Source organism: Modestobacter sp. VKM Ac-2978 (assembly GCF_026968025.1).
GTDB lineage: Bacteria > Actinomycetota > Actinomycetes > Mycobacteriales > Geodermatophilaceae > Modestobacter.
This window is the reverse complement of the sequence record NZ_JAPVBP010000004.1, coordinates 52,369-77,305: the sequence shown is the minus strand read 5'-3', so window position 1 is coordinate 77,305 and position 24,937 is coordinate 52,369. Positions and strand designations below refer to the sequence as shown.

The following is a 24,937-nucleotide window of genomic DNA, read 5'->3' as shown; positions in this document are numbered from 1 at the left end:
ACCCTGCAGAGGGGCCGACCGTGATCCTCTTGCAGTCAGGAGCGCAAGCAATGTCCACCACCCCACGTGTGGTCATCATCGGAGCGGGGATCGTCGGCGCCAACCTGGCCGACGAGCTGACCGCCCGTGGCTGGGACCGCGTCACCGTCGTCGATCAGGGACCCCTGCCGCTGACCGGGGGCTCCACCTCGCACGCGCCCGGGCTGGTCTTCCAGACCAACGCGTCCAAGACGATGACGGCGCTGGCCAGCTACACCGTGGAGAAGTTCTCGGGCATCGACGTCGACGGCGCCTGGTGCTTCAACCAGGTCGGCGGGCTCGAGGTCGCGACCACGCCGGAGCGGCTGGCGGACCTGCACCGCAAGCAGGGCTGGGCCACCTCCTGGGGCGTCGAGGCGCAGGTGGTCGACGTGGACGAGTGCGTGCGGCTCCACCCGCTGGTCGACCGCGACCAGATCCTCGGCGGCCTGCACATCCCCAGCGACGGCCTGGCGAAGGCGTCGCGGGCGGTCGTCGCGCTGGCCCGTCGCGCCGAGGCCCGGGGAGCCCGCTTCCAGGGCTCGACCCGCGTGACCGGTGTCGAGCAGACCGGCGGCCGGGTGACCGGCGTCCGGACCCCGGACGGCGTCATCCCGGCCGACATCGTGGTGTCCTGCGCCGGCTTCTGGGGGGTGGAGCTCGGCGCCATGGTGGGGATGGACGTGCCGCTGCTGCCGCTCGCCCACCAGTTCGCCTGGACGGGGCAGGTGGCGGACCTGGTCGGCCGCAACGACGAGCTCAGCGAGGCGAGCCTGCCGATCCTGCGCCACCAGGACCAGGACCTCTACTTCCGCGAGCGCGTCGACTGCCTCGGCATCGGCTCCTACGCCCACCGGCCGATGCCGGTCGACCTGGAGGAGCTGCCACAGGGGGACGACGTGCGGGAGTCGTCGATGCCCTCGATGCTGCCCTTCACCGAGGAGGACTTCGCCCCGGTCTGGGAGGAGAGCCAGCTCCTCCTGCCCTCCCTCCGCTCGTCGAAGATCGACTCCGGTTTCAACGGCGTCTTCTCCTTCACCCCGGACGGCGGCCCGCTGGTCGGCGAGTCCCGCGACGTCCGGGGCTTCTGGATCGCGGAGGCGGTCTGGGTCACCCACTCGGCGGGGGTGGCCAGGGCGGTGGCCCAGCTGCTCGTGAACGGGCGGTCGGAGGTCGACCTGCACGGGTGCGACGTCCACCGCTTCGAGGAGGTCCAGCTCGCGCCGGAGTACGTGAGCGAGACGTCGCAGCAGAACTTCGTGGAGATCTACGACGTGCTGCACCCGCTGCAGCCACGGCTGTCCCCGCGCGACCTGCGGGTCAGCCCCTTCCACGCCCGGCAGCGCGAGCTCGGCGCCGTCTTCCTCGAGGGGGCCGGCTGGGAACGGCCGCACTGGTACGAGGCCAATGCGGGGCTGGTGGCGGAGCTGCCGCCGGAGTGGACCCCGCCGGCGCGTGACCCGTGGAGCGCGCAGTTCCACTCGCCCATCGCGGCGGCCGAGGCGTGGCGCACGCGCACGGCCGTGGCGATGTACGACATGACGCCGCTCAAGCGGCTCGAGGTCAGCGGTCCCGGCGCCCTCGGCCTGCTGCAGCGGCTGACGACGGGGGAGATGGACAAGTCGGTCGGGGCGGTCACCTACACCCTCGCCCTGGACGAGGCCGGCGGCGTCCGGAGCGACCTCACCGTCGCCCGGCTGGGGGAGCAGCGGTTCCAGATCGGGGCCAACGGCCCCCTCGACCACGACCACCTGCTCCGCGAGGCACCCGACGACGGCACGGTCCAGATCCGGGACATCACCGGCGGCACCTGCTGCATCGGCCTGTGGGGGCCGCGGGCCCGCGACCTGGTCCAGCGGGTCAGCGCCGACGACTTCACCAACGACGGGCTGAAGTACTTCCGCGCCAAGCCGGCCCGGATCGGGGGAGTGCCGGTCACGGCGATGCGGCTGTCCTACGTCGGCGAGCTCGGCTGGGAGATCTACGCCAGCGCCGAGAACGGTCAGCGGTTGTGGGACGTGCTGTGGCGGGCCGGCCAGGACCTGGGCGTGGTCGCCGCCGGACGGGCCGCGTTCAGCAGCCTCCGGCTGGAGAAGGGCTACCGCGCCTGGGGCCACGACATGACCACGGAGCACGACCCCTACGAGGCCGGTCTCGGCTTCGCCGTGCGCATGCAGAAGAAGACCGACTTCGTGGGCCGCCAGGCCGTCGAGGGGCTCAGCGCGGACACGGTGAGCCGCCGGCTGTCCTGCCTGACCATCGACGACGGACGCAGCGTCGTCCTCGGCCACGAGCCGGTGTTCGTCGACGGCCGCCCGGCCGGCTACGTGACCAGCGCGGCCTTCGGGCACACCGTCGGCCGGCCGATCGCCTACGCCTGGCTCCCGGCCTCGGCCACCGTCGGCACGGCCGTCGAGATCGAGTACTTCGGCAGTCGCATCCGGGCGACGGTCGCCGCCGAACCGCTGGTGGACCCGGAGATGACCCGGATCCGCGGCTGAGCCGGGACCCCTTCCCGGGCATGCCACCGGACGGCATGCCCGGGACAGACCAGATCGGGCGACGTCATGGCCCTGGCGCACGCTGTGCCCGGTCTGCCCGCGGGCGGGGCGGGCTCGCCGCACTCCCTCGGTCGGGCTCTCGCGGCGAGGCGGCCGTTGGTCTGCGGCATCCTCAACGTCACTCCCGACTCCTTCTCCGACGTGGGGCGGTGTCCCACCGTCGCCGCAGCCGTGGAGCACGGGTGCACGCTCGCCGACGAGGGGGCGGACCTCATCGACGTCGGCGGGGAGTCCACGCGGCCCGGTTCCCGCCCGCCGACCCTCGCCGAGGAGCTGGACCGCGTCGTCACGGTGATCGAGGCACTGGTGCGGCGGGTCCCGGTGCCGCTGTCCGTGGACACCTCGCGGCCCGAGGTGATGCGGGAGGCCGTCGCCGCCGGCGCGGGCATGATCAACGACGTACGAGCACTCCGGTCACCGGGCGCTCTGCAGGCCGCCGCGGAGTCGGGGGTGCCGGTGTGCCTGATGCACATGCAGGGCTCGCCGGACACCATGCAGCGCGAGCCCCGCTACGAGGCCGTCGTACCCGAGGTGCGCGCCTTCCTCGCCGAGCGACTGCGGGCCTGCCTCGAGGCCGGCGTCCGGCCGGAGCACCTGGTGGTCGATCCGGGCTTCGGGTTCGGGAAGGAGCTGTCGCACAACCTCGCGCTCCTGGCGTCCCTCGGCAGTCTCAGCAGCCTGGGTGTGCCGATCATGGTCGGGCTGTCCCGCAAGTCGATGCTCGGGCAGCTCACCGGTCGGGCCGTGGGGGAGCGGCTGCCCGCCTCCCTGGCGGTGGCCGTCATCGCGGCCCAGCGGGGTGCTGCGGTGCTGCGCGTGCACGACGTGGCGGCCACGCGGGACGTCCTCGCCGTCCTGGCGGCCGTCGAGACGGTGTGACGGGGCAGCGGTCTTCGTCGGTCAGATCACCGCACGGATGGCCCGTTCGAAGCCGAGCACGTGCTCACGGGCGAGGTCATCGGCCCGGTCGGCGTCACCGGCCGCGATCGCCCGGAGCAGGTCGACGTGTTCGCCCACGTGCTCGTCGACCCTCGGCAGGCGGTCCAGGAACAGGCAGAAGATGCGCGTCGCCAGGTTGTCGTAGCGGATGAGCACGTCCTCCAGGTGCGGGTTGCCGGCGGCCCGGTAGATGGCCCGGTGCACGGCCAGGTCCCAGCGCATCAGCTCCGTCCGGTCGAGCTGGGCCACGTCGAGGTGCTCGATGCTCGTGGCCAGCTCCTCGAGCTCGGCCGGCCCGGTGCGGGCGGCCCGGTCCGCGGCGCGGCGGGCGGCCAGCGGCTCCAGCTGGGCGCGGATGTCGGAGATGTGGGCGAGATCGGAGATGTCCATGCCGGTCGCGAACGTGCCGCGTCGCGGGTACGACACGACCAGACGGTCGACCTCCAGCCGCTTCAGCGCCTCCCGGACCGGGGTGCGGCCCACGCCGAGGTCCTGGGCGAGTGCGTCGTCGTCGATGGGATCGCCCGGGCTGATGGCCAGCATGATCAGCCGGTCCCTGATCGCCACGTAGGCCTTGTCCGCCAAGGACGTGACGGCGGACGGGTCCAGGTCCAGCGGTACGGCGGTCACGCCCCGATCGTAGGGGGTGACGATCACCGAGGCTTGCCTCCATGTGGTGAAAGACATACGCTGATCCTATAACTGGTATATCAGCCAGTGATCGCGACGTGCCGCTCCGGCCGCCGGTGCTGCGAGGAGCCCGCATGACCATCAGCGCCTTCGACCTGTTCAAGGTGGGGATCGGCCCGTCCAGCTCGCACACCGTCGGGCCCATGCGTGCGGCCTGCTCCTTCGCGTCCCGGCTGCACGACGAGGCGCTGCTCCCACGTGTCGCCGGTGTGCGCTGCGAGCTCTTCGGCTCCCTCGGCGCCACCGGACACGGACACGGCAGCGTCAAGGCGGTCGTCCTGGGCCTCGAGGGCGAGCGACCCGACCTCGTCGACCCGGTGGCCGCCCAACCCCGGGTCGACGCCGTTCGTACCGAGGGCACGCTCCGCCTGGCGGGCGAGCACCTCATCTCCTTCTCCATCGACGACGACGTGGTGCTCCACCGGCGCAAGCGCCTGGACTTCCACAGCAACGGCATGCTCTTCCGGGCGCTGGACGCGCACGGCGAGGAGATCAGCCGACGGGAGTACTACTCGGTGGGCGGCGGGTTCGTCCTGGACGAGGACGACGCGGGCAACCCGGCCATCGTCGAGGACCCGACACCGGTGCGGTACCCGTTCCACACCGGTGACGAGCTGCTGGCCCGGACGCGGGAGACGGGCCTGCGGATCAGCGACGTGATGCTGGCCAACGAGCTGGCCTGGCGCACCGAGGCGGAGGTCCGCGCCGGACTGCTGCACATCTGGTCGGTGATGCAGGAGTGCGTGGACCGCGGCACCCGGGCCTCCGGCGTCCTGCCCGGGGGGCTCAAGGTGCGCCGACGCGCCGCCGCGCTCCGCACCCAGCTGGAGCAGCACCCGGACGAGTCCGACCCGCTCCGGGCGATGGAGTGGGTGACCCTCTACGCCCTCTCGGTGAACGAGGAGAACGCGGCCGGCGGACAGGTGGTCACCGCTCCCACGAACGGCGCCGCCGGCATCGTGCCCGCCGTCCTGCACTACTACCGCGACTTCGTCGACTCCTACTCCGAGGACGGGGTGGTGCGCTTCCTGCTCACCGCCGCGGCGGTCGGACTGCTGTTCAAGGAGAACGCGTCCATCTCGGGTGCGGAGGTGGGCTGCCAGGGGGAGGTCGGCTCCGCCTGCTCCATGGCCGCCGCAGGGCTCGCCGAGATCATCGGGGGGACCCCGGAACAGGTGGAGAACGCCGCCGAGATCGGCATCGAGCACAACCTCGGCCTCACCTGCGACCCCGTCGGTGGGCTCGTGCAGATCCCGTGCATCGAGCGCAACGCCGTCGGCGCGATCAAGGCCATCACCGCGGCCCGCATGGCCGTCCGGGGCGACGGCCGGCACCACGTCTCGCTGGACAAGGCGATCAAGACCATGCGCGAGACCGGCGCGGACATGAAGGACAAGTACAAGGAGACCGCCCGTGGCGGGCTGGCGCTCAACATCGTCGAGTGCTGAGGAGGCACCCGTGTCCCACCCCTTCACCCTCACGCTCAGCTGCGCCGAGCGCCCGGGCATCGTGCACGCCGTCAGCTCGTTCCTGTTCGAGCACGGCTGCGACATCGTCGAGCACCAGCAGTTCGACGACCCACTCCGCGGGCAGTTGTTCCTGCGCACCGCGTTCGTCTGCGCCGAGGACTCCGACGTCGACCGCCTGTCCCAGGCATTCGGCGCGGTGGCCGACGAGTTCGGGATGTCCTACCGGGTCGCCGGCGATCAGCCGGAGCGGGTGCTCGTGATGGTCTCCAAGCTCGGGCACTGCCTGAACGACCTGGTCTTCCGGTGGCGGGCGGGCAACCTGGGCGGAGAGCTGGTCGCGGTGGTCTCCAACCACGAGGACCTGCGGCCCATGGCGGAGGCCGCCGGCCTGCCCTTCGTGCACGTGCCCGTGACCCCGGCCACGAAGCGCGACGCCGAGGCCCGGCTGCTCGAGCTGGTCGACGAGCACCGCGTCGACCTGGTGGTGCTGGCCCGGTACATGCAGGTCCTCTCCGACGAGACGTGCGCGGCGCTGTACGGACGGGCGATCAACATCCACCACTCGTTCCTGCCGGGCTTCAAGGGTGCCAAGCCCTACCACCAGGCGTTCGACCGCGGCGTCAAGCTGGTGGGGGCGACCGCCCACTACGTGACCCCCGAGCTGGACGAGGGCCCCATCATCGAGCAGGAGGTCATCCGGATCGACCACACCCACGACCCCCGCGCACTGGCCACCGTGGGCCAGGACGCCGAGGCGCTCGCGCTCTCCCGGGCCGTGCGCTGGCACAGCGAGCGGCGGGTGCTGCTCAACGGCCACAGCACGGTCGTCTTCCGCTGAGCCGGACGACGACGGCCTGCGGAGGACGGGCAGGCCATCGCCACGCACGCCCTGTTCCGTGCCCACCGAGGTGGTCGGCAGCCCGGGGGAGCCGGGGGGACTCCCGGTCGCTCAGTCGGCCGGTTCCCCCAGCGCATCGGCGACGCCCACGCTGTCCATCCTCGACCAGGTCTCGCCGACGTGGTGGGCCAGCACCATCAGGTCGCGCAGCTCTCCGTCCCGGTCGCGGATCTGGTCCCGTAGCAGCGCCTCACCGCTGAAGCCCAGGCCGGTGAACAGGGCCAGCGACGGGCCCTGTTCGGCCACCACCTCGACGATCAGCTTGGTCAGCCCCGCCTCGACGGCCTGTACCAGGGCGTGCCGGGCGAGTGCGCGGCCGAGCCCGCTCCCGCGGCGGGAGGAGGCCACCACCAGCCGGATCTCGCCGACGTGGTCCGACCAGCCCGCCAGCGGGAGGACCGCCACGTATCCGGTGATGTCCTCGCCGTTCCCGTCGACGGCCACCCATCGGTGGTGCCGGCCCGTTCTGGACGTCGCCGCCGATGCCATGGACCGGACGGTCGCCGGGTCGGTGACGTCCTCCTTGATGAAGGTGCGGTCGGCTTCCGGGAGCGAGCGGAAGAACTGCAGCAGGGCGTCGCCGAGTGCAACGTCCAGCGGGACGATGCCCATCGGTCCACCTGCGGCGACGCTCACCGGTCCACCTGCTGGGTTCCCGAGCCGTCGGTGGCCGGTCCGATGCCGTCGCTGCGGCGGCGGAGGAAGTCGATGATCGTGGGCACGGTCGTCTTCGCCGCCGTGCGCCCGACCACGAGCCCCATGTGCCCGGCGTCGAGACACAGTTCGTGCTTGTCCGTCGACCCCACCAGGTCGATGAGGGGTGCAGACGCGTCGTTGGGCACGATGTGGTCGCGGTTGGCCCGCACGGTGAGGAACGGCAGCGTGATGTCCCGTAGGTGGACCTGGTCGCCGTCCAGGCTGAGTCGGTCGGTCAGCATGCCGTTGTCGCGCAGCAGCATCTGCACGGCCTGCCTGGCCGCTTCGCCGGGGAAGGGGACGTGGTCGTCGGACCACCCGGTCATCGCCTGGTAGGCGGCGACGTACTCGTCGTTCCAGAGCCGCTCCCACAGCGTCACGTACCGGGTCACCTGCGACGTGGGGGTCAGTGCACGGAACGCCTGGACGACGATCTGCGGCGGCACGTTGCCCTGGTCGTCCACGACCGAGTCGACGTCCAGACCGCCGACGGTGAAGACGTCGGCGAGCGGACCCAGATGCCGGAAGTCGACGGGGGTGGCCAGCACCGTGAGGCTGCGCACCGGCGCATCGGGATGGTGCGCGGCGTAGAGGAGCGAGAGGTTCCCGCCGAAGCAGTAGCCGAACAGGTTCAGCTCGTCGGTGCCCGCGAGCTCGAGCACGCGGGCCACCGCGGCCGGGATGTAGTCGTCGGCGTAGTCCTCGAGCCGGTTGTGCGCGTCCCGTTCGTCGGGCTGTCCCCAGTCGAGCAGGTACACGTCGAAGCCGGCCTCGAGCAGCTGCTCGACGAAGCTGTTGCCGGGGGACAGGTCGAGGATGTAGCTGCGGCTGATCATGCTGAACACGATCAGCAGGGGAGGCGAGTGGCGGACGTCGTCGTTGCGGTAGTGCCACAGCTGCGAGCGGCCGCGCTGCCAGACGACGTCCTTCGGCGTCTGCCCGACGCCCGGCCGGTCGATCCCGGCGACCAGGCGGATCCCGTTACGACTCCGCAGGGCGTTCCGCTCGACGTCGCGCCGCACGCGGTCGAGCACGGTCTGCGGGTTGGGCACCGTTGGCATGAGGCTCCTTGGTGTCGGAGTGGGGCTCGGCCGGGACGTCGCGGGCGGTGGCTTCGGACGGCGGTCGGCGGCGCTCGAGTTCCAACTGCACCGTCAGCCGCCGCACTTCGCGGTCCAGTGCGCCGATCTGGGACCGCAGGCGGCTGACGTCGCTGCCGGCGGGCAGGTTGAGCAGGTGCCAGGCGCGGGCGCTGGCCCCGCGCACGGAGCTGCGCGCCATCGTCTGCGCCCGTTGCACCAGTGCCGCCCCGATCGCGAACCCCGGCGTCCGCACCAGCCGCTCCGCGTGCGGCGTCACCCTGCGTTCGGCGGCGTCGAAGGCATCGCGCCAGAGCGGGGGCTCGGTCATCGCTGCCCGACCTCCCCGGGCACGTCCACTGCGCGGCGCAGGATCTTCCCGGTGGGGCCCTTGGGCAGCGCCTCGACCAGCCAGACGTGCCGCGGGTACTTGTACGGGGCCACCCGGGCCTTGGCGAACTCCCGGAGCTCGTCGACCTCGGCCGTCGCCCCCGGCTTGAGTGCCACCGCCGCCGCGATCTCCTCGCCGAGCTCGGGGTGCTTGATGCCGATGCAGGCGACCTCGGCCACGGCCGGGTGCTCGTAGAGCGCTTCCTCGATCTCCCGCGGGTACACGTTGAAGCCGCCGCGGATGATCATCTCCTTCTTGCGGTCGACGATGGAGTAGTAGCCGTCCTCGTCCTGCCGGGCGAGGTCGCCGGTCCGGAACCAGCCGTCCGGGATCGCCTTCGCGGTGTCCTCCGGCCGCTGCCAGTAGCCCTTCATGACGTTCTCGCCGCGGATGGCCACCTCCCCGACCTCGCCGGCCGGGACGTCCTTCCCGTCGTCGTCGACCAGGCGCATCTGGACGCCGCGGATCGGCGTGCCGATGGAGCCCGGCTTGCGCTCGGCGTGCGGGTGGTTGAACGACGCGACCGGCGACGTCTCGCTCAGCCCGTACCCCTCGAGGATGACGCAGTCGAACGTCTCCTCGAAGGAGCGCATGACCTCGACCGGCATGGCTGATCCGCCGGAGACGCACAGTCGCAGGCTGGACAGGTCGTGGTCGTCCCGGTCGGGCTGGTTCAGCATCGCGGAGAACATGGTGGGCACTCCCTGGAACACCGTCACCGCGTCGCGCTGGACGATCGACAGTGCCTTGCCGCCGTCGAACCGCGGGATGAGCGTCAGGCAGGAGCCGGCCAGGACGCCGGCGTTCAGCGCGCAGGTCAGCCCGAAGACGTGGAACAGCGGCAGGCAGCCCATGATGACGTCGTCCGGGGTGGCCTCCAGGAGCGTGTCCTGGGTCGTGCGGGCGTTGCTGGCCAGGCTGGCGTGGGTGAGCTCGGCCCCCTTGGGCTGCCCGGTCGTCCCGGACGTGTACAGGATCACGGCGGTGTCCTCGTCGGCACGCTCGACCGGCGCGGTCAGGTCCCCTCCGGCGTCCATGAGCTCGGCGGGCAGCGCCGCCCCGACGGTCACGACGTCGACACCGACGCGCGTGGCCGCTTCCTGTGCCGGCGCCGCCGACTGCTCCACCGCCACGACCAGCCGCGCTCCGGAGTCCTCCAGGAAGTACTCGATCTCGCGCGCCTTGAGCAAGGGGTTCATCGGCACGACCGCCGCTCCGGCCAGCAGGGCGCCGTAGAACACCACCGGGAAGGACACCACGTTGGGCAGCACCATGCCCACCCGGTCGCCCGGTTCGACGCCGCGCGACTGCAGGGCGGCAGCCACCCGGAGGGCCGCGTCCCGGAACTCGGCGTAGGTCAACGACGCGTCGTCCATCCGCAGTGCGGTACGGGTGCCCTCCCGGTCAGCGGTGTCGAGCAGGTTCTGCGCCAGGTTGGTCATCGTCGAGCCCTCCTGCGGGGAAGCGGACCCGGGCCCTACCCGCTCGTCGGGTGATGTACCGCACATCGCGGATACGGTGCTCGCAACGACGGGTCCCGTACCGCACGGGGCCGGGACGTCGCGGGGGAGAGGAGCCGACACCGGTGACTGACCGCAGGATCCTGGACATGTTCCGACTGGACGACCGCGTGGCGATCGTGACCGGCGCGTCATCGGGGCTGGGGGCGGTGTTCGCCCGCGCCCTGGCCGAGGCCGGCGCCGACGTGGCGATCGCCGCCCGGAGGGAAGACCGGCTCACCGCCACCCGGGAAGCGGTGGAGCGGGCCGGTCGGCGGGCGATCACCGTGCGCACCGACGTCTCCCGCCCCGAGGACTGCCAGGCGCTGGTGGACGCCTGCATGGCGGAGTTCGGCAAGGTCGACGTCCTGGTCAACAACGCGGGCATCGGCACCGCCCATCCGGCGACCCGGGAGACCCCCGAGCAGTTCCGGCAGGTGATCGACGTCAACCTCAACGGCTGCTACTGGATGGCGCAGGCCTGCGGGCGGATCATGCAGCCGGGCAGCTCGATCGTGAACATCTCCAGCATCCTCGGACTGACCACAGCGGGTCTGCCGCAAGCTGCCTACGCCGCCAGCAAGGCCGGGCTGATCGGCCTGACCCGCGACCTCGCCCAGCAGTGGACCGGCCGCAAGGGGATCCGGGTCAACGCCCTGGCACCGGGGTTCTTCGCGTCGGAGATGACGGACAACTACGCCGAGGGTTACCTGGACTCCCAGATGGCCCGCGTCCTGATGAACCGGCCGGGCGATCCCGATGAACTCGCCGCCGCCCTGGTCTTCCTGGTCAGCGACGCCGGAGGCTACATCAGCGGCACGACGCTGCCGGTCGAGGGTGGGATGCTGACCAGCTGAAGCTCAGCGCCCACGCTCCGCCACGCGCACGAGGTCGGTGATCCGGTCGATGAGCTGCGGCCACGTGTCCCGCGGCAGGTCGTGGCCCATGCCCTCGACGACCAGCAGATCGGCACCCGGGACGGCGGCTGCGGTGGCCCGTCCGCCGTCGACGTTCACGAGCGCGTCCTGGTCGCCGTGCACGACGAGCGTGGGAACTGCGATCCCGCCGAGCTGGGCGGTCCGGTCGGGCGTGCTCAGGATCGCGGCGAGCTGACGGGCCACCCCGTCGGGGTCGTACGCCCGGTCGAACGACAGCCCCGCGCGCTGCCGCAGCGCTGCCTCGTCGAACTCGAAGCCGGGTGAGCCGATCACCCGGTAGGTGTCCACCATCCGCCGCATCGCACTCTCGCGGTCGACCGCGGGCGGTGCCAGCAGCACGCCCATGGCCGCCTCGGACGGTGCGCCCACCGCCGGGCTCCCCGTGGTCGACATGATCGAGGTCAGGCTGCGCACCCGGGTGGGGTGCTCGATGGCGGCCAGTTGGGCGATCATGCCGCCCATCGACGCGCCGACCAGGTGGACGCTGTCCAGGCCGAGGGCGTCGAGCAGGCCGATGGTGTCCTTCGCGAGGTCGGCCAGCGGGTACGGGACGCCGGACCGGTCGCCGCCCATCACGGCCAGGACGTCGGCCGGCCCGGCAGCGTCCAGGTGCGTCGACAGGCCGATGTCGCGGTTGTCGAACCGGATCACGAACAGGCCCTGGTCGGCCAGGCCGGCACAGAACTCGTCCGGCCAGCCGACCATCTGGGTGGCCAGGCCCATGATCAGGAGCACGGGCGGGTTCCCCGCGTCGCCGAAGGTCTCGTAGGCGATCTCGATCTCGCCGATCTGTGCCCGCTGGATGTCGACGTCCGCCATGCCCGGGGACGTTAGTGCAGCCGGCGGTCCGGGCCGCGACCGCGGCGACCTTGCGCCGTCCGGGTCAGGCCACCGTGCCGGTGCCCGCGAGTTCGTCGGCAACGGGCTGGTCCGGGGCGGGGAAGAGCCGTCCGAGCGCGAGGGGAGCCCGGAACGGCCGCCAGGTGCCCTCGGCCTGGGCGAGCCGATCGGCCACCGCGTAGAGGACGGCGGGGTGGTGGCCCAGTCCCAGGTGGCTGGCGTGCACCGCGATGTTCTCCGTCTGCGGACCCGGGGCCTCCAGGCACGCCTGCCAGTGCACGATCCCGTCGTAGCGGGAGTAGACGGACGTCGACGGCATGGGCAGCGGGCCGCGGTCGCCCTCCAGGGGCAGCGCGAGCCGTTCGACGTGCAGGTGCGAGTAGCGCTCGAAGGCGCGGTGGGCCCTGCTCTGGTTCGTGTGCACCATCCGGAACGGGCTGCCCAGGGTGATCACCTGGCGTACGTGCGCGGGCGTCCGGCGGGCCAGGTCGCGGGCGAAGATGCCGCCCAGGCTCCAACCGACGAGCGTCACCGGCCGGTCGTGGCGGTGGGCGAGCTGGTCCAGCCGGTCCCGCAGGCCGTTGACCGCGAGCGGGGTGGGGCCGATGTTGCGCCCCAGCTGCCAGCCGTGCGCGCGGTAGCCGAGCCTGCGCAGCTCGCGCCGCAGCACGCGGGTGGAGGCGTCGTCGGCCAGCAGGCCGGGCAGCACGAGCACCGGGTGGCCGTCGCCGGAGGGCAGCGCCCGCAGCAGAGGGTGGGTGGCCAGGTAGAGGCCGTAGTCGGCGGTCGCCCGCCAGGCCTCGGTCAGGTAGAGCGGGAGCGGCGGTCGATCGGGGGTGTGGCTGCGCACGTGGGCCTCCTCGCCGACCGCCGGTGGCCCGCTGTCGGTCGAGCATGGCGCCCTGACCGTCACCTGTCGAGCGACGCGTGGCGGCTGCCCACCCGGCCGCAGGTCGGGTGGGCAGCCGCAGACTGGGCGGGTGCGCCCGCCCGCGGCGGGGCCTGGTCGTCGAGGAGGAGGTGGGCATGGCCGGAGCGCAGCAGGACGGGCCAGATCCGGACGGGCCGCAGGAGGACGGGGCGGTCGGGGAGAGCAGCACGGTCGACCTGGGTGGCCCGGTCCACATGGTGGACCACGGAGGTCGCTCGGACGGGCCGACCGTCGTCCTCGTCCACGGGCTGGGCGGCTCGCACCTGAACTGGGATCTGTTCGCGCCGTTGCTCACCCCGCATGCCCGGGTGCTCTCCCTCGACCTCCCCGGCTTCGGCCGCAGCGAGCCCGGCCGGCGGCAGGCCACCGTGCACGGCAACGTGCTCGTGCTGGACCGGTTCCTGCGGGACGTCGCCGGCGGACCGGCGGTCCTCGTCGGCAACTCGATGGGCGGGATGATCTCGATCCTGGAGACGGCGGCGGCGCCCGAGCTGGTGCGCGGCCTGGTGCTGCTCGACCCGGCCCTGCCCGGCCCGCGGCGGGCACTGGACCCGTTGGTCGCCCTGACCTTCGCCGCCTACGCCCTGCCCGGGGTGGGGGAGCAGACCCTGCGGGCGCGACGCCGACGGACCGGGGCTCGGGCGCAGGTGCTGGACATGCTCCGGCTCTGCGGCGTCGACCCGGCCGGCGTGCCGGCGTCGCTGGTGGACCGGTCGGTGGCGCTGGTGGAGCAGCGGCAGGACGTGGCGGGCATGGACCGGGCGTTCCTGACCGCCGCCCGGTCCCTGCTGCGGGTGCAGGCGGACCCGCGTCGCTACCGCCGGGCGATGGCGGCGATCTCGGTGCCGGTCCTGCTCGTGCACGGCGAGCGGGACCGGCTGGTGCCGGTCGCGAACGCCCGCGACGTGGCCCACCGGCACCCGGACTGGCGGTACGTCGAGCTCCCCGGCGTCGGGCACGTGCCGCAGCTGCAGGTTCCCGAGCGCCTGGCGGACGACGTCGTCCCCTGGCTGCAGCAGCTGCCGCCGGGCTGAGGGCAGGGCCGGCTGCGGCCCGGCCTCAGCGGGACACGGTGTCGCGCAGTGCCTCCAGGCCGGTGTACCGCGGCCGCCAGCCCAGCTGGGTCCGGGCCTTCGTGGTGTCCATGATCGCCGGATGGCTCAGCGCCTCCACCCACTGGGCCGGCGGCGGCAGGAAGGGCAGCCGGGAGACCGCCCGGGCGGCCAGCTGCGCCGGGCCGGCCGGCAGCGGCAGCGGCAGCGCGCCGCACTCGCGGGCCACGCCGGCCGCGGTGAGGACGCCGTCGCCGGCGATGTTGTAGGCCCCGGGCGGGCCGGCGCCGAGGACGCACAGGAGCAGGGCCGAGCCGACGTCGTCCTCGTGGACGAACTGCACGGGGACGGCGGGCACGGCGACCGGCACGGGCACCGGCAGGCGCCGGATGGCCGCCCCGGCGAACCGCCGGGCCAGCGGCGCCAGGGGACCGGGCAGCAGGTCCTTGGCGCCGAGGCTGTGCGGACCGAGCACCAACGGCGGCCGGAGCAGGTAGAGCGCCACGTCGGGGGCGGCAACCGCCTCGGTGACCAGCAGCTCCTCCACCTCTGCCTTCTCCCGGGCGTAGAACAGCCGGGACGACGTGCGCACCGGCCACTCCTCGGTCATCCCCACCGGGTTGTCGCGGGAGAAGCCGTAGGCGGCGACCGAGGAGGCGTGCACGAACCGTCGCGCGCCGGCGGCCGAGGCGGCGCGGAAGGCGTTCCGCGTCCCGTCGACGTTGATGGCCCGGATCTCCTCGGGCCGGGCGTTGCCGGTGATGTGGAAGGCCAGGTGCACGACCACGTCGGCACCCGCGAAGGCGTCGGCGAGGGTGCTGGCATCCCGGACGTCGCCTCGGCGGTACTCCATCTTCGTCCAGCCACGGTCGGCCGGGTCGAACGGACGCCGGGCGACCCCGACGATGCGCGCGACCCCGGGATCGGACTGCAGGAGCGGGACCAGGCCGGCTCCGAAGGTCCCGGTGGGCCCGGTGACGGCGACCGTCAGGCCGACCCCGTCCCCTGCGCTCCCCGGAGAGCCAGCGGTGGTCCGGTCATCGGTGTCGGTCACCTCCGGCGGCTACCCCCGGGACGGGATGCCAACCCGGCCGGGGACGCCGCCGCGGGTCAGCCGGCCGTGCCGGCGGCCGGCTCCGCACTCAGGGCGCACAGCTCGTCCATGCCCGCGCTGATCCCCTCGGCGAGGACGTCCACGTCGGGGAAGGCGTCGAAGTCGGCGTTGACGCCGAAGGTCATCTCGTCGACGTAGCTGAAGACGCCGATGCTGAGTCGGATCCCGCTGGAGATCGGCACGTAGGCGTGCGAGTTGAGCATCCGGGAGCCCAGTACGAACAGCGGCACCCGCGGCCCGGGGATGTTGGTGGTCACCGCCTGCGCGTACCACTGCCCGGCCCGGGTGCCTGCCTTCACGCCGAAGGCGAGCAGGCCGGGGGCGGTGACGTCGGCCAGCCCGATGATCGAGCGGGTGTCCAGCCGCTGCAGCGCGGACTTGTGGTGGTCCATCTGCTCCCGGACGGAGGCCAGCCGAGAGCGGGGGTCCGGCTCGGCCACCGGCAGGTCGACGAAGACCGCGGAGATCCTGTTGTCCAGCGAGCCGCGCTCGCCCTCGGTGCGCACCGACACCGGCACCATGGTGCGCACGACGAGGCCGTCGGCGAGCTCCCCCCGGCCCTGCAGGAGATCGCGGAAGCCGCGGGTGATGGCGGTGAGCACCAGGTCGTTGACCGTGCCGCCCAGGGCCGTGCGAGCTCGCTTGACCTCCGCCAGCTGCGTCTCCGCCCACGCCCACCGGCGGTGCGGTCCGATCGGCCCGTTCAGCGCCCGGGCGACGGGGGTCGTCAGCTGCCGGGCCAGGGTGGGCATCTCCGCGGCGAGGCCCCGGCCGGTGCTGACCAGCCCCTTCACCGTCCCGACCACGCCCGGGGCGGCGAGCAGCTGCCGGGTGGGCCGCAGCGCGGCGTCCTGCACCGCACCGGCGACCACTGCCAGCGTCGAGGGACTGCGCTGCGGCGACCAGTCCCGCGGGTCGCCGTGCACGGCGTCGGGGCTCGAGTCGAAGAGGAGCTGCATCAGGTCGGCGCCGGCCACGCCGTCGACCATGCAGTGGTGGACCTTGAGGATCAGTGCCCACCGGTCCTCCTCCAAGCCCTCCACCAGCCAGACCTCCCACAGCGGCTTGCTCATGTCGAGCCGTTGACCCAGCACCCGCCCGGCGAGGTTGCGCAGTTGCTCGCGGTCACCCGGCCTGGGCACCGCGGTGTGCCGCACGTGGTACAGCACCTGGAAGTGCTCGTCGTCGACCCACAGCGGGCGGCCCAGCTCCAACGGCACCGAACGCACCCGCTGCCGGTAGCGGGGCACCAGGGGCAGCTTGCTCACCAGCAGCCGCACCACGTCGCCGTAGGACGGTGCCGGCCCCTCGAACACCGAGACCGAGCCCACGTGCATGGGCGTGTTCTCGCTCTCCGCGTAGAAGAACCCGGCGTCGGTCGCGCTCATGCGGTCCACGATCAGCTCCTCGCTGCCCCTCGAGAGGGCCCGCCGGCAGGCGCGCGCACGTCCTCGGGTGGGCCGACGCTAGGAGCCCCGCCACCGGCCGGCAAGGTGAGGCGCGGTCCGCCAGCGCCGGTGACCATCGCTCCTGCCTGTGAGGTGCGGCTGAGCGTCCGGGCGGGGTAAGCAGGCTGCGTGAGCGGCGCAGCGGGGCACCGGGAGGGCAGCATCCGGTTGCGGAACGGCCGGGCGCTCGCGTACGCCGAGTGGGGCGACCCGGACGGGTGGCCGGTGCTCGCCTGCCACGGCTCACCGAGCTCACGGCTGGAGCGGCACGTCCCGGACGGCGAGACCTACCGACGGTGGGGCGTGCGCCTCGTCGTCCCCGACCGTCCCGGCTTCGGGCGCTCGGACCCGCAACCCGGCCGCCGCGTGCTCGACTGGCCCGACGACGTCGACGAGCTGCTCAGCCACCTGGGCGTCGACCGGTTCGCCGTGCTCAGCCTCTCCGGTGGCGCCGCCTACGCCCTGGCCTGTGCGCACGTCTTCGGAGAGCGGGTGCGGGCCGTCGGCGTCCTCGGCGGGGCGCCGCCGCCCGACGTCCCGTGGCCCTGGCCGCAGTGGGTGCCCGGACGGGTGCGGGACGCCGTCCACCGGCCTGGCGTGGCGGCGGCGTTCCTGCAGCCGGTCTTCGCGCCGATCGCGCTGCGGCCGGCGCTGATCCCGCGCTACCTGCAGCTGCGGCTCAACGCGACCGACCGGCGACTGCTCGGTCGGCCCGACGTCCGACAGGTGCTGTCCGAGACCTTCACCGAGGGGCTGCGCCAGGGGTCCTCGTCGCTGGCCCAAGACCGGGCGTTGTTGTTCCGGCCGTGGGGCTTCCCGCTGTCCAGCGTGCGTCAGCGCGTGCACCTCTGGCACGGGACGCAGGACTGGCTGGTGCCCGTGGCGCTCGGGCAGGTGCTCAGTGCGATGCTCCCGAACTGTTCGGCTCACTGGTTCGCCGGTGAGGGGCACTTCCTCGTCTTCGACCACGCCGAGGAGGTCCACGCGGCCCTGCGGGAGTGACCACCGGGCCGCGGCTGCCCGGTGCGGGAGCACCGCCCGCCCGGGCGTGACGGGAGGCGCCTACGGCGTGGCGCCGTAGGCGGCACGGCCCTGGACGGCGGACGTCCCCAGGTCGCTGCTGGTCAAGGCCTCACCCTGCTCGACGGCACTGGTCCACGTCGCGGTGGTGGCGACGGCGGCGAAGTTGGAGTTCAGCAGCGCCATGAGGGTCTCGTAAACCTGCCGAGCGGAGGCGCTGCCGGCGTCGTTCACGATGCTGATGGCGCCGGTGGCGTCGGAGAGGACCTCGACGGCGATCCCGAGGTCCTCGGCGGCGGCTGCGGTGCCGATGACGCAGTTGTTGGTCATGTACCCGACCAAGGTGATGCAGTCGAGCCCGTTGTCCGCGAGCCAGGACGCGACGTCGGTGCCGGAGAAGACGCTGGCGTTGCTCTTGGTCACCAGCTTGGACGTGTCCGTCGTGCGCTTCTCGACGTCCGGGTGCAGCGCCTGCCCGGCCGAGCCGGCCGCGAAGACCGGCGCCCCCTCAGGAAGCTCGTGCCGGACCACGACCACCGGGAGCTCGTGCTGAGCGGCGACGTCCATGGCGCTCACGATGCGGGCGAGGGAGTCCTCGCGCGGCGGGTACTGGATCTCCAGCGGTCCATCGAAGTAGTCGTTCTGCACGTCGATGACGACGAGGGCACGGCGGGGGGCGGACATGGCTCGTACTCCCTGGCTGGACGGCGTCGACGCCCATCAGGGTGCCCGCCGCGCTGGGCATACCGTGAGTGGCTGAACTGACGACAGTCGATGAGATCAGGACAAGAGTGAAGATCGCGGTGCACGCCTTCGACGGCATGACGATGTTCCACCTGGCCACACCTCTGCTCGTGTTCGGTGAGGCCTCCCGGCTCGGCCTGGCGTCCGGCTGGCAGACCTCCGTGTGGACGCAGGATGGGCATGGCATCCGCACTGCTGAGGGTCTGCGCGTCGAGGACGTCGCGGGACCTGAGGTCGTGTCGGGCGCCGACATCGTGGTGCTGCCTTCCTGGCCGGCTGATCTCCGGCCAGCCAGCGACGACCTGGTCCAACTGGTCAACCGTGCGCACGACGACGGTTCGACCGTCGTCGGACTGTGTCTGGGCGCGTTCCCGGTGGCCGACAGCGAGCTCCTCGACGGCCGGGGCGCCGTCACGCACTGGGCGGCGGCACCGTTGCTGCAGCAGCGGCGGACCGCGGTGCAGGTGAACGCCTCTGCCCTGTACCTCGACCACGGCGACGTCCTCACGTCAGCCGGCACCGCCTCGGGCCTGGACGCCTGTCTGCACGTGGTCCGCACCCGCCTCGGGAGCGCTGCGGCCAACACGCTGGCCCGGCACCTGGTGGTGGCGCCGCATCGCGACGGAGACCAGGCCCAGTTCGTCCAGCGGCCCGTGCCCGAACCGGGCGGGGGAGGCCCGATCGGCGCCACCATGGACTGGGCGCTGGCCAACCTCGACCGGGACCTGGCGGTCGACCAGCTGGCCGGCCACGCCCGGATGAGCGGGCGCAACTTCACCCGCCGGTTCACCGAAGCGGTCGGGACCACCCCCGCCCGCTGGGTCCTGACCCAGCGACTCGAGGAGGTCCGGCGGCTGTTGGAGACCACGACCTGGTCGATCGAGCGGACAGCACGCGCGTGCGGCTTCCGCAGCGCCGTGACCCTCCGCCAGAACTTCACCGCGGCCTACGCCACCACTCCCACGTCCTACCGGCAGCGGTTCCGCATCTCAGACGGTGCGTGACGCCCGTCGTGGCAGCGCCCCGGGCCTCTCCCGTCCGCCGTACAGCTGACTCGCTCACTGCTCGGCCGACCCGCAACCCGAGGGACCGTCCGACCGCATCAACGCGCCAGGAAGTGCACGCCGAGCCAGAGCCAGGTGAGCAGGACGACTGCGCGGCCGGGCGTCGTCCGCATGGCGGCGCCCAGAGCTCGGCCCGCGGTGGCCGGACCGAGTCCGAGGCGGGCGCAGACCTCGATCGCCGCACCGACGACGAGCAGCCCCAGGAAGCCGGCAGCGCTCAGCAGGACGCCGTTGGTCATCGCTGTGGCCGGCGGCGCGGACGATCGAGCAGCCAGGCCCCGACGGCCAGCCAGCACACGGTGGCGGCGCCGCGCAGCAGCGGTTCGGCGAGGAAGGGATCCGCGAGATCGCTCGCCGTCGGCAGCTCGTCGTCGGCGAGCGTCACGAGTTCCCAGGACACGGCGGCGGTCACGAGGGCGAGCCACGGCAGCCCTCGTCGCCCCACTGATGGGGCGGTCTCGCCCGACTGCCGGACCAGCGCCACGACGACGACGGCGGTCCCGGCCGCGCCGATCACGACGAGCGCGCCCACCGACAGCTCACCCCAGGCCATCACGGCAGCGACGCAGGACAGCGCCATGGCCGCGAAGGTGAGCCGGCGCGCGAACGGGGAAGACCTCACGCGTGCATGGTCGACCAGCAGGCCGCCGGGGCGCGCTCCTGTTCGCCGCCGCTGTCGCCGTGCTCCTCGCCGCCTGGAACAACGTCGTCATCACCCGGACGCCGGGCTACCCGCAGTCCTACGTCCCGGTCAATCTGGCGGCGACGGGCCTGCTCCTCGTGGGGGCTCGGTTCGTCGGCCTCACCTGGAAGGAACTGGGCCTCGATCCGCGTGGAGCCCGAGCAGGGCTGCGATGGGGCGGGGCGTGCTCCGCCGTGGTCGCCGCCGGCTACGCGGCCGGCCTCATGGCCTCGCCGGTCCGCCCCCTCCTGGCAGATGCACGGCTCGCCGGTGCCAGCTCCGCAGAGGTCGCCTACCAGGTGCTGGTCCGGATCCCGCTCGGCACCGTCCTGTGGGAGGAGATGGCCTTCCGTGGCGTCCTGCTGGCGGCGCTGATGCGGGTGGCGGCGCCGCGTGCGGCCATCGCGGTCTCGGCGGTCCTCTTCGGGATCTGGCACATCCGTCCCACGCTGAGCGCGGCCACTGCCAACACCCTGATCGACGGGTCTGCGGGACTCGTCGTCGCCGTCCTGCTCGGATGTACGTTCACGGCGGCAGCGGGGGTCCTCTTCGCCTGGCTGCGCCTCCGGAGCGGCAGCCTGCTGGCCCCCGTCCTCCTCCATCTGGCGACGAACAGTCTGGGTGCGCTGGCTGCAACCGCCGCCCACCGTCTCGGCTGAGCCCCAGCGGGGGCGTCCGCTGCGGCTCATCCGAGACCGGACGTACCGGAGCCAGGAGCGACAGGACCCCCACGGCCCTGGGTTGTCAGGGTTCGATCTGGTGTCCGAGGGGCGATTCGGTACCTCCGCACACGCCTGCGGTTCGACGCCTGATCTGGATCGGTCCGGAGCTGCCCGGGGTGGCCGCCGCAGTCCCGGCCAGGAGAGTTCCCTGGTCGCGGGCAGGGACCGAAGGCCCTGTCGCCGGGCCCCGCCAGGGGGGACTCTCGTCGGAGTCCCGTGCTCCGCTCGGACCCGAATCGCGCTTCGTCGGTCCCGACCGCCTCTTCCCGACCTGATTCGAGGACCTCATGACCAGCTCAGCACCGCGACCGGCCGACGCCGAGCGCTTGGACCTGCACAACGCGAGCATCGACGAGTCGGCCGCGGCTGCCGGCCACTGCGGCATGACAGACCTGCACACCGGCCGCGTCTGCCAGGAGTCACAGGATCACGCCGGCAGTTGCGCCTTCGTCGCACCGTCCCATGGGCCGTCTGCCGCAACGCCCGACCCCCGTTGAGGTCTGGGCCGGCTGGCTGCGTCAGGCCACTCGGCACGACACTGATCGACCCCAGGCGGACGCTCGGTCACCCGATCGGTAACGCGCGGTCACCGGTGACCGCCCACGGAGGGGCACGACACGGTCCGTCGACGGCCGCGGTGATGAGCAGCGCCGCGGGCGCGGTCCAAGGACTGCCCCCGGTTCAGCTGACCGTTGCCCAGGAGGCGACGACGAACGGGCGTCGGAAGAGCAAGGTCAGCCAGTCGGCCGACGTCGCCATCGACCTGAGGAGCGAGGAAGGCATCGCGGAGGTCGCCGAGTTCATCCTCGGGGCGGCGAACCGCATGCCGGACGTCGTGGCCCGCCACTTCGAGGCCACGCGGTCATGGTCCTCGGTGTCGGGGCCGGATCGACGCAAGGGATCGAACCGGTCGAGGCGCTGGACATCGAGCGTGGTGTCCGCTCAGCCGTACCAGGCGACCGCTCAGCCGTACCAGGCGACGACGCGGTCTCCGAAGAACCCGAAGGCGATGCCCCAGACGGTGATCGCGATGGCCATCCACACGTAGACGGCACCTCTGCGTGCTCCGAGCGCGATCAGGGTCGGCGCGGTGATCTGCGTGGGCAGGAGGACCGCTCCGAGCAGTGAGACGCCAGGAACACCCACACGCTCGAAGTACTTGGCGACCTTCCGCTTGCCCTTGGACGGCGCCTTGCCCGACCGGCCCCGGGTGGCCGCATCTCGGACACCGCTGGCAAGGGCGATGGTCAGGAAGGTGGCCACGATGTTGCCGATGACGGCGGCGGGCACGGCCAGGAGCGGGTCGACACCGACGATGGTGCCGATGAAGCTGCCCAGGTAGGACTCGACGAACGGGATCATGCCGAAGAGGAGGAGCGTGCCGACCTGCTGCCACTGCTCCAGTCCGGCGGCGAACTCGGTGAGCTGGATGATGAGGTCCTCGACGAAGTCGGAGTTCATGCACCCATGCCACCGGGCCAGGGAGTTCCAGCCCAGTGCGTGATCACACGTCTTTCGCATGACGATGTCACCTCCGGCCCCCGCGCAGCGTCATCACGGGCCGTGCCGCTCGACGAGCTGACGTCCGCCACGCTGGAGCGGCTCGCGACGGATCCGGTGCTGCGGGCGACGGCCGGCGAGGTGGCCGCCGAGATCGCCACCATGCCTGATCCGTCGGAGGTCGTCGGTGACCTGGAGGCTCTGGTGCGGTGATGGCGCATGAGTCCACTGGGCGGCATGTGCCGGGACCGTGCGGCACCGTGTCGACCGGTGCAGATGATCGGCGGCGGGGCGGTTGCTGCTGCGCCGGACCCCGCCGGGGGTGCACGATGCCGCCGGGACACGTTCCGCAGCGGCGCGCGGCGGCCCCGGTCGGCGGCGATGGGGGGGGCGGGGTGAACCTCGAGAAGGTCGTGTTCGGGTTCTTCGTCGTGCTCGCCGCCACCCTGAACTTCGGGTTCTTCCTCGGCGACATCGACGACCCGACGGTGCACAACCGGTACGAGCTGTTCGCCGCGGTCGTCGTCAACCTCATCGCGACCGTGCTCAAGTTCGGCGACCGCACGCAGCTCGGCGCGGTACACCTGGCCACGAGTCTCGTCGCCGACCTCCAGCTCATCGCCGCCGCCCTCGTGCTCGGCTACGCGGCCTACGTCTCCACCGCCGGTCTCACCGCCGCCACGACGGCGAGCATCGTGTCGCTGTCCGGTGGGGCGTTGTTGGCGAACCTGGTCTCGGTCGTGCTGCTGGTCGTGGAGACGGCGTCGTTCCACCGCGGGTGATCGGAGGGCGTTGTGGGCAACCCCCTGCTGCTGATGTGGTGGCGCCTGCTCGCGTGGGACGACGACGGCCGGCGGGCCGGCGGACTCCCGCCGCCCGAGGTCGCCGTACCGCACGCCGAGGCGTCGGCCCCGGTGTTCCTCGTGCTGCGGCGGATGCGCGCCCCCCTGATCGTGCTCATCGTCGTGTTCGCGGTGAGCGTGCTGGGGCTGACGCTGGTCCCCGGCGAGGACGCGGCCGGCCGGCCGTGGCGGATGGGCTTCTTCGACGCCTTCTACTTCATGAGCTACACCGCGACGACGATCGGCTTCGGCGAGATCCCGTACCCGTTCACCCCCGCCCAGCGGATGTGGGCGATGGTGTCGATCTACCTGAGCGTGATCGGCTGGGCGTACGCCATCGGGTCGCTGCTGGCCCTGCTGCAGGACCGCGCCTTCCGCGCCGCGCTGGCCCTCCAGCACGTCACCCGCAAGGTCGGCCGGTTGGGGGAGCCGTTCCTGCTGCTGGCGGGCTACGGGCGCGCCGGGGAGCTGCTCGGGCACGCGCTCGACGGGCTCGGCCGCCGCTTCGTGGTGCTCGACCACGCGAACGAGCGGATCGACGACCTGGAACTGGACTCCTTCCACGCCGACATCCCCGCCCTGGTCGGTGACGCCCGGGACCCCGGCCACCTCGCCGTCATGGGTCTGGGCTCCCCGTCGTGCGAGGCGGTCGTGGCCCTCACCGACGATGACGAGGCCAACCTCGCCGTGGTCATGGCCGCGGCCCTGCTCCGTCCTGAGCTGCCGGTCATCGCCCGGGCCACGTCCGTGGCGATGGCCGAGCGGATGCAGGCCTTCGGCTCGCCCTCCGTGGTCAACCCCTTCGACCGCTACGGCGACCACCTGTGCCTGGCCGCGCGCGCACCGGCCACCTACCGGCTGCTGACCTGGCTCGAGCGCGGGCCGGGCGCGGAGTTGCCCGCCCTCAGCCACCCACCGCGGGAGGGCCGCTGGGTGGTCTGCGGGTACGGCCGGCTCGGCCGGTCGCTGGCCGCGGACCTGCGCGCGGAGGGCCTCGCGGTGACCGTCGTCGACCCGGGATCGGGCGGGGCCGATGAGGACGCCGGTGACGACCTCGTGGTGGGGGACGGCGTCGACCCGGACGTGCTGGCCCGTGCGGGAGTGGCGACCGCGGTGGGGTTCGTCGCGGGTACGGACAACGACATCACCAATCTCTCCCTCGTGGCCGCCGCCCGCCGGGCCAACCCCGGCCTGTTCGTCGGTGCCCGGCAGAACCGGCCGGCCAGCGCCCCGCTGTTCGCGGCGATGGGGATCGACACCCTGCTCGTCCCCGCCGAGGTGGTCGCCCGGGATGTGTACGCCCAACTGGCCACGCCCCTGCTGTGGCGTTTCATCCAGGAGATGCCCCGGCAGGGCGACGCCTGGGCGGCGGAGCTGGTGGAGCGCCTCACCGCGTTGTGCGGCCGGCACCTGGAGGGGCTGTGGACGCTCCCGCTGACCCCTCGGGCGGCACCGGCGCTCGGGAGCTGGCTCGCCGGCGGTGACGCGCGCCTGGGTGACCTGCTGCGCAACCCCGACGACCGCGACCGGCCCCTGCACGCACTGGTGCTGTTGGTCGTGCGCGACGGGCAGGCGATCCCGACCCCCGGTGCGGACTTCCTGCTGGCCCCGGGGGACGAGCTGCTGCTGACCGGGTGGGCCGCCGCCCGCCGCGCGCTCGCGACCACGCTGACGGTGGATTCCGTCCGGGAGTACGTGGTCTCCGGGAACCGAGTGCCGGCCGGCTGGGTGTGGCGCCGGCTGAGCCGGGACACCCGCGCGCCGGAGCCGACCGCTGGGCGCCAACCGGGCTGAGCTCGT

General features: G+C 72.7%; 26 protein-coding genes. 12 read left to right on the top strand and 14 right to left on the bottom strand.

What is annotated here, in order from left to right; genetic code table 11:
* Window positions 1-50 precede the first annotated feature (50 nt).
* Both O2W53_RS11375 and folP read left to right on the top strand, forming a co-directional pair.
* Window positions 51-2,519 carry a GcvT family protein gene (locus O2W53_RS11375; RefSeq protein WP_269163132.1) on the top strand — a complete coding sequence of 823 codons (2,469 nt, stop codon included), beginning with the start codon at window positions 51-53 and terminating at the stop codon, window positions 2,517-2,519.
* Window positions 2,520-2,675: 156 nt separating this feature from the next.
* Window positions 2,676-3,458 (top strand): dihydropteroate synthase, encoded by a 783-nt coding sequence (folP, locus tag O2W53_RS11370; protein WP_269163131.1) that lies wholly within the window; start codon window positions 2,676-2,678, stop codon window positions 3,456-3,458.
* 21 nt (window positions 3,459-3,479) lie between these two features.
* On the opposite strand, the gene O2W53_RS11365 is transcribed toward folP, so the two are convergent.
* Window positions 3,480-4,148: a GntR family transcriptional regulator gene (locus O2W53_RS11365; RefSeq protein WP_269163130.1), complete on the bottom strand. Its 669-nt coding sequence runs from the start codon at window positions 4,146-4,148 to the stop codon at window positions 3,480-3,482.
* Window positions 4,149-4,282: 134 nt separating this feature from the next.
* Here O2W53_RS11365 and O2W53_RS11360 point away from each other — a divergent pair, with 134 nt between their 5' ends.
* On the top strand, window positions 4,283-5,656 hold the full coding sequence (locus O2W53_RS11360) for an L-serine ammonia-lyase (protein ID WP_269163129.1): 1,374 nt from the start codon (window positions 4,283-4,285) through the stop codon (window positions 5,654-5,656).
* Window positions 5,657-5,666: 10 nt separating this feature from the next.
* Window positions 5,667-6,515, top strand: coding sequence for a formyltetrahydrofolate deformylase (purU, locus tag O2W53_RS11355; RefSeq protein WP_269163128.1), 849 nt, complete (start codon window positions 5,667-5,669; stop codon window positions 6,513-6,515).
* A 111-nt stretch (window positions 6,516-6,626) separates the two neighbouring features.
* On the opposite strand, the gene O2W53_RS11350 is transcribed toward purU, so the two are convergent.
* From O2W53_RS11350 to O2W53_RS11335, 4 genes are read right to left on the bottom strand one after another with little or no spacing between them, the layout of a single operon-like run.
* Window positions 6,627-7,211, bottom strand: a complete 585-nt coding sequence (locus O2W53_RS11350) for a GNAT family N-acetyltransferase (RefSeq protein ID WP_269163127.1) — start codon at window positions 7,209-7,211, stop codon at window positions 6,627-6,629.
* Window positions 7,208-8,332, bottom strand: coding sequence for an alpha/beta fold hydrolase (locus tag O2W53_RS11345; RefSeq protein WP_269163126.1), 1,125 nt, complete (start codon window positions 8,330-8,332; stop codon window positions 7,208-7,210). Before O2W53_RS11345 ends, O2W53_RS11350 begins: the two co-directional genes overlap by 4 nt.
* Entirely contained in the window at window positions 8,253-8,681 is a 429-nt protein-coding gene (locus tag O2W53_RS11340) for a hypothetical protein (protein ID WP_269163125.1), read from the bottom strand. The genes O2W53_RS11345 and O2W53_RS11340 overlap by 80 nt, the downstream gene beginning before the upstream one ends.
* Window positions 8,678-10,183, bottom strand: coding sequence for a long-chain-fatty-acid--CoA ligase (locus tag O2W53_RS11335; RefSeq protein WP_269163124.1), 1,506 nt, complete (start codon window positions 10,181-10,183; stop codon window positions 8,678-8,680). Before O2W53_RS11335 ends, O2W53_RS11340 begins: the two co-directional genes overlap by 4 nt.
* A gap of 143 nt (window positions 10,184-10,326) precedes the next feature.
* Between O2W53_RS11335 and O2W53_RS11330 the strand changes: the two genes are divergently transcribed.
* Entirely contained in the window at window positions 10,327-11,097 is a 771-nt protein-coding gene (locus O2W53_RS11330; protein ID WP_269163123.1) for an SDR family NAD(P)-dependent oxidoreductase, read from the top strand.
* Window positions 11,098-11,100: 3 nt separating this feature from the next.
* On the opposite strand, the gene O2W53_RS11325 is transcribed toward O2W53_RS11330, so the two are convergent.
* Together O2W53_RS11325 and O2W53_RS11320 are read right to left on the bottom strand one after the other, a co-directional pair.
* Window positions 11,101-11,997 carry an alpha/beta fold hydrolase gene (locus O2W53_RS11325; RefSeq protein WP_269163122.1) on the bottom strand — a complete coding sequence of 299 codons (897 nt, stop codon included), beginning with the start codon at window positions 11,995-11,997 and terminating at the stop codon, window positions 11,101-11,103.
* A 64-nt stretch (window positions 11,998-12,061) separates the two neighbouring features.
* A complete protein-coding gene (locus tag O2W53_RS11320; RefSeq protein WP_269163121.1) occupies window positions 12,062-12,868 on the bottom strand; it encodes an alpha/beta hydrolase in 807 nt (268 codons plus the stop codon).
* Between the two features lie 176 nt (window positions 12,869-13,044).
* On the opposite strand from O2W53_RS11320, the gene O2W53_RS11315 reads away from it, so the two are divergent.
* The gene (locus tag O2W53_RS11315) at window positions 13,045-13,983 is read left to right on the top strand and encodes an alpha/beta fold hydrolase (RefSeq protein ID WP_269163120.1); all 939 of its coding nucleotides are present in this window, start codon (window positions 13,045-13,047) and stop codon (window positions 13,981-13,983) included.
* 25 nt (window positions 13,984-14,008) lie between these two features.
* Here the strand turns inward: O2W53_RS11315 and O2W53_RS11310 are convergent, their stop codons facing one another.
* Both O2W53_RS11310 and O2W53_RS11305 read right to left on the bottom strand, forming a co-directional pair.
* Window positions 14,009-15,055 carry an NAD-dependent epimerase/dehydratase family protein gene (locus O2W53_RS11310; RefSeq protein WP_269163119.1) on the bottom strand — a complete coding sequence of 349 codons (1,047 nt, stop codon included), beginning with the start codon at window positions 15,053-15,055 and terminating at the stop codon, window positions 14,009-14,011.
* 56 nt (window positions 15,056-15,111) lie between these two features.
* Window positions 15,112-16,503 carry a WS/DGAT/MGAT family O-acyltransferase gene (locus tag O2W53_RS11305; RefSeq protein WP_269163118.1) on the bottom strand — a complete coding sequence of 464 codons (1,392 nt, stop codon included), beginning with the start codon at window positions 16,501-16,503 and terminating at the stop codon, window positions 15,112-15,114.
* Window positions 16,504-16,692: 189 nt separating this feature from the next.
* On the opposite strand from O2W53_RS11305, the gene O2W53_RS11300 reads away from it, so the two are divergent.
* Window positions 16,693-17,565, top strand: coding sequence for an alpha/beta fold hydrolase (locus O2W53_RS11300; RefSeq protein WP_269163117.1), 873 nt, complete (start codon window positions 16,693-16,695; stop codon window positions 17,563-17,565).
* Between the two features lie 60 nt (window positions 17,566-17,625).
* On the opposite strand, the gene O2W53_RS11295 is transcribed toward O2W53_RS11300, so the two are convergent.
* A complete protein-coding gene (locus O2W53_RS11295; RefSeq protein ID WP_269163116.1) occupies window positions 17,626-18,267 on the bottom strand; it encodes an isochorismatase family protein in 642 nt (213 codons plus the stop codon).
* Between the two features lie 107 nt (window positions 18,268-18,374).
* Between O2W53_RS11295 and O2W53_RS11290 the strand changes: the two genes are divergently transcribed.
* On the top strand, window positions 18,375-19,331 hold the full coding sequence (locus tag O2W53_RS11290; protein ID WP_269163115.1) for a GlxA family transcriptional regulator: 957 nt from the start codon (window positions 18,375-18,377) through the stop codon (window positions 19,329-19,331).
* 98 nt (window positions 19,332-19,429) lie between these two features.
* Here O2W53_RS11290 and O2W53_RS11285 read toward each other — a convergent pair whose 3' ends face one another.
* Both O2W53_RS11285 and O2W53_RS11280 read right to left on the bottom strand, forming a co-directional pair.
* Complete coding sequence (locus O2W53_RS11285; protein WP_269163114.1) at window positions 19,430-19,630, bottom strand: DUF6186 family protein; 201 nt, start codon at window positions 19,628-19,630, stop codon at window positions 19,430-19,432.
* Window positions 19,627-20,013 carry a hypothetical protein gene (locus tag O2W53_RS11280; RefSeq protein ID WP_269163113.1) on the bottom strand — a complete coding sequence of 129 codons (387 nt, stop codon included), beginning with the start codon at window positions 20,011-20,013 and terminating at the stop codon, window positions 19,627-19,629. The genes O2W53_RS11285 and O2W53_RS11280 overlap by 4 nt, the downstream gene beginning before the upstream one ends.
* A 2-nt stretch (window positions 20,014-20,015) precedes the next feature.
* On the opposite strand from O2W53_RS11280, the gene O2W53_RS11275 reads away from it, so the two are divergent.
* Complete coding sequence (locus tag O2W53_RS11275) at window positions 20,016-20,732, top strand: CPBP family intramembrane glutamic endopeptidase (RefSeq protein ID WP_269163112.1); 717 nt, start codon at window positions 20,016-20,018, stop codon at window positions 20,730-20,732.
* Window positions 20,733-21,476: 744 nt separating this feature from the next.
* Here the strand turns inward: O2W53_RS11275 and O2W53_RS11270 are convergent.
* Together O2W53_RS11270 and O2W53_RS11265 are read right to left on the bottom strand one after the other, a co-directional pair.
* Window positions 21,477-21,653, bottom strand: a complete 177-nt coding sequence (locus O2W53_RS11270) for a hypothetical protein (RefSeq protein WP_269163111.1) — start codon at window positions 21,651-21,653, stop codon at window positions 21,477-21,479.
* A gap of 105 nt (window positions 21,654-21,758) precedes the next feature.
* Window positions 21,759-22,256, bottom strand: coding sequence for a hypothetical protein (locus tag O2W53_RS11265; RefSeq protein ID WP_269163110.1), 498 nt, complete (start codon window positions 22,254-22,256; stop codon window positions 21,759-21,761).
* Window positions 22,257-22,358: 102 nt separating this feature from the next.
* On the opposite strand from O2W53_RS11265, the gene O2W53_RS11260 reads away from it, so the two are divergent.
* The 3 genes from O2W53_RS11260 to O2W53_RS11250 all read left to right on the top strand — a co-directional run bounded on the left by O2W53_RS11260 (window position 22,359) and on the right by O2W53_RS11250 (window position 24,931).
* Window positions 22,359-22,508: a hypothetical protein gene (locus tag O2W53_RS11260; protein WP_269163109.1), complete on the top strand. Its 150-nt coding sequence runs from the start codon at window positions 22,359-22,361 to the stop codon at window positions 22,506-22,508.
* Window positions 22,509-22,690: 182 nt separating this feature from the next.
* On the top strand, window positions 22,691-23,077 hold the full coding sequence (locus O2W53_RS11255) for a DUF6394 family protein (protein WP_269163108.1): 387 nt from the start codon (window positions 22,691-22,693) through the stop codon (window positions 23,075-23,077).
* 12 nt (window positions 23,078-23,089) lie between these two features.
* Window positions 23,090-24,931 carry a potassium channel family protein gene (locus tag O2W53_RS11250; RefSeq protein WP_269163107.1) on the top strand — a complete coding sequence of 614 codons (1,842 nt, stop codon included), beginning with the start codon at window positions 23,090-23,092 and terminating at the stop codon, window positions 24,929-24,931.
* Window positions 24,932-24,937 lie beyond the last annotated feature (6 nt).

Coding starts and splice junctions, on each gene's coding strand:
- O2W53_RS11340 (WP_269163125.1), bottom strand. CDS start 8,681: ATGACCGAGCCCCCGCTCTGGCGCGATGCCTTCGACGCCGCCGAACGC.
- O2W53_RS11305 (WP_269163118.1), bottom strand. CDS start 16,503: ATGAGCGCGACCGACGCCGGGTTCTTCTACGCGGAGAGCGAGAACACG.
- O2W53_RS11295 (WP_269163116.1), bottom strand. CDS start 18,267: ATGTCCGCCCCCCGCCGTGCCCTCGTCGTCATCGACGTGCAGAACGAC.
- O2W53_RS11265 (WP_269163110.1), bottom strand. CDS start 22,256: ATGAACTCCGACTTCGTCGAGGACCTCATCATCCAGCTCACCGAGTTC.
- O2W53_RS11345 (WP_269163126.1), bottom strand. CDS start 8,332: ATGCCAACGGTGCCCAACCCGCAGACCGTGCTCGACCGCGTGCGGCGC.
- O2W53_RS11285 (WP_269163114.1), bottom strand. CDS start 19,630: ATGACCAACGGCGTCCTGCTGAGCGCTGCCGGCTTCCTGGGGCTGCTC.
- O2W53_RS11335 (WP_269163124.1), bottom strand. CDS start 10,183: ATGACCAACCTGGCGCAGAACCTGCTCGACACCGCTGACCGGGAGGGC.
- O2W53_RS11360 (WP_269163129.1), top strand. CDS start 4,283: ATGACCATCAGCGCCTTCGACCTGTTCAAGGTGGGGATCGGCCCGTCC.
- O2W53_RS11325 (WP_269163122.1), bottom strand. CDS start 11,997: ATGGCGGACGTCGACATCCAGCGGGCACAGATCGGCGAGATCGAGATC.
- O2W53_RS11315 (WP_269163120.1), top strand. CDS start 13,045: ATGGCCGGAGCGCAGCAGGACGGGCCAGATCCGGACGGGCCGCAGGAG.
- O2W53_RS11375 (WP_269163132.1), top strand. CDS start 51: ATGTCCACCACCCCACGTGTGGTCATCATCGGAGCGGGGATCGTCGGC.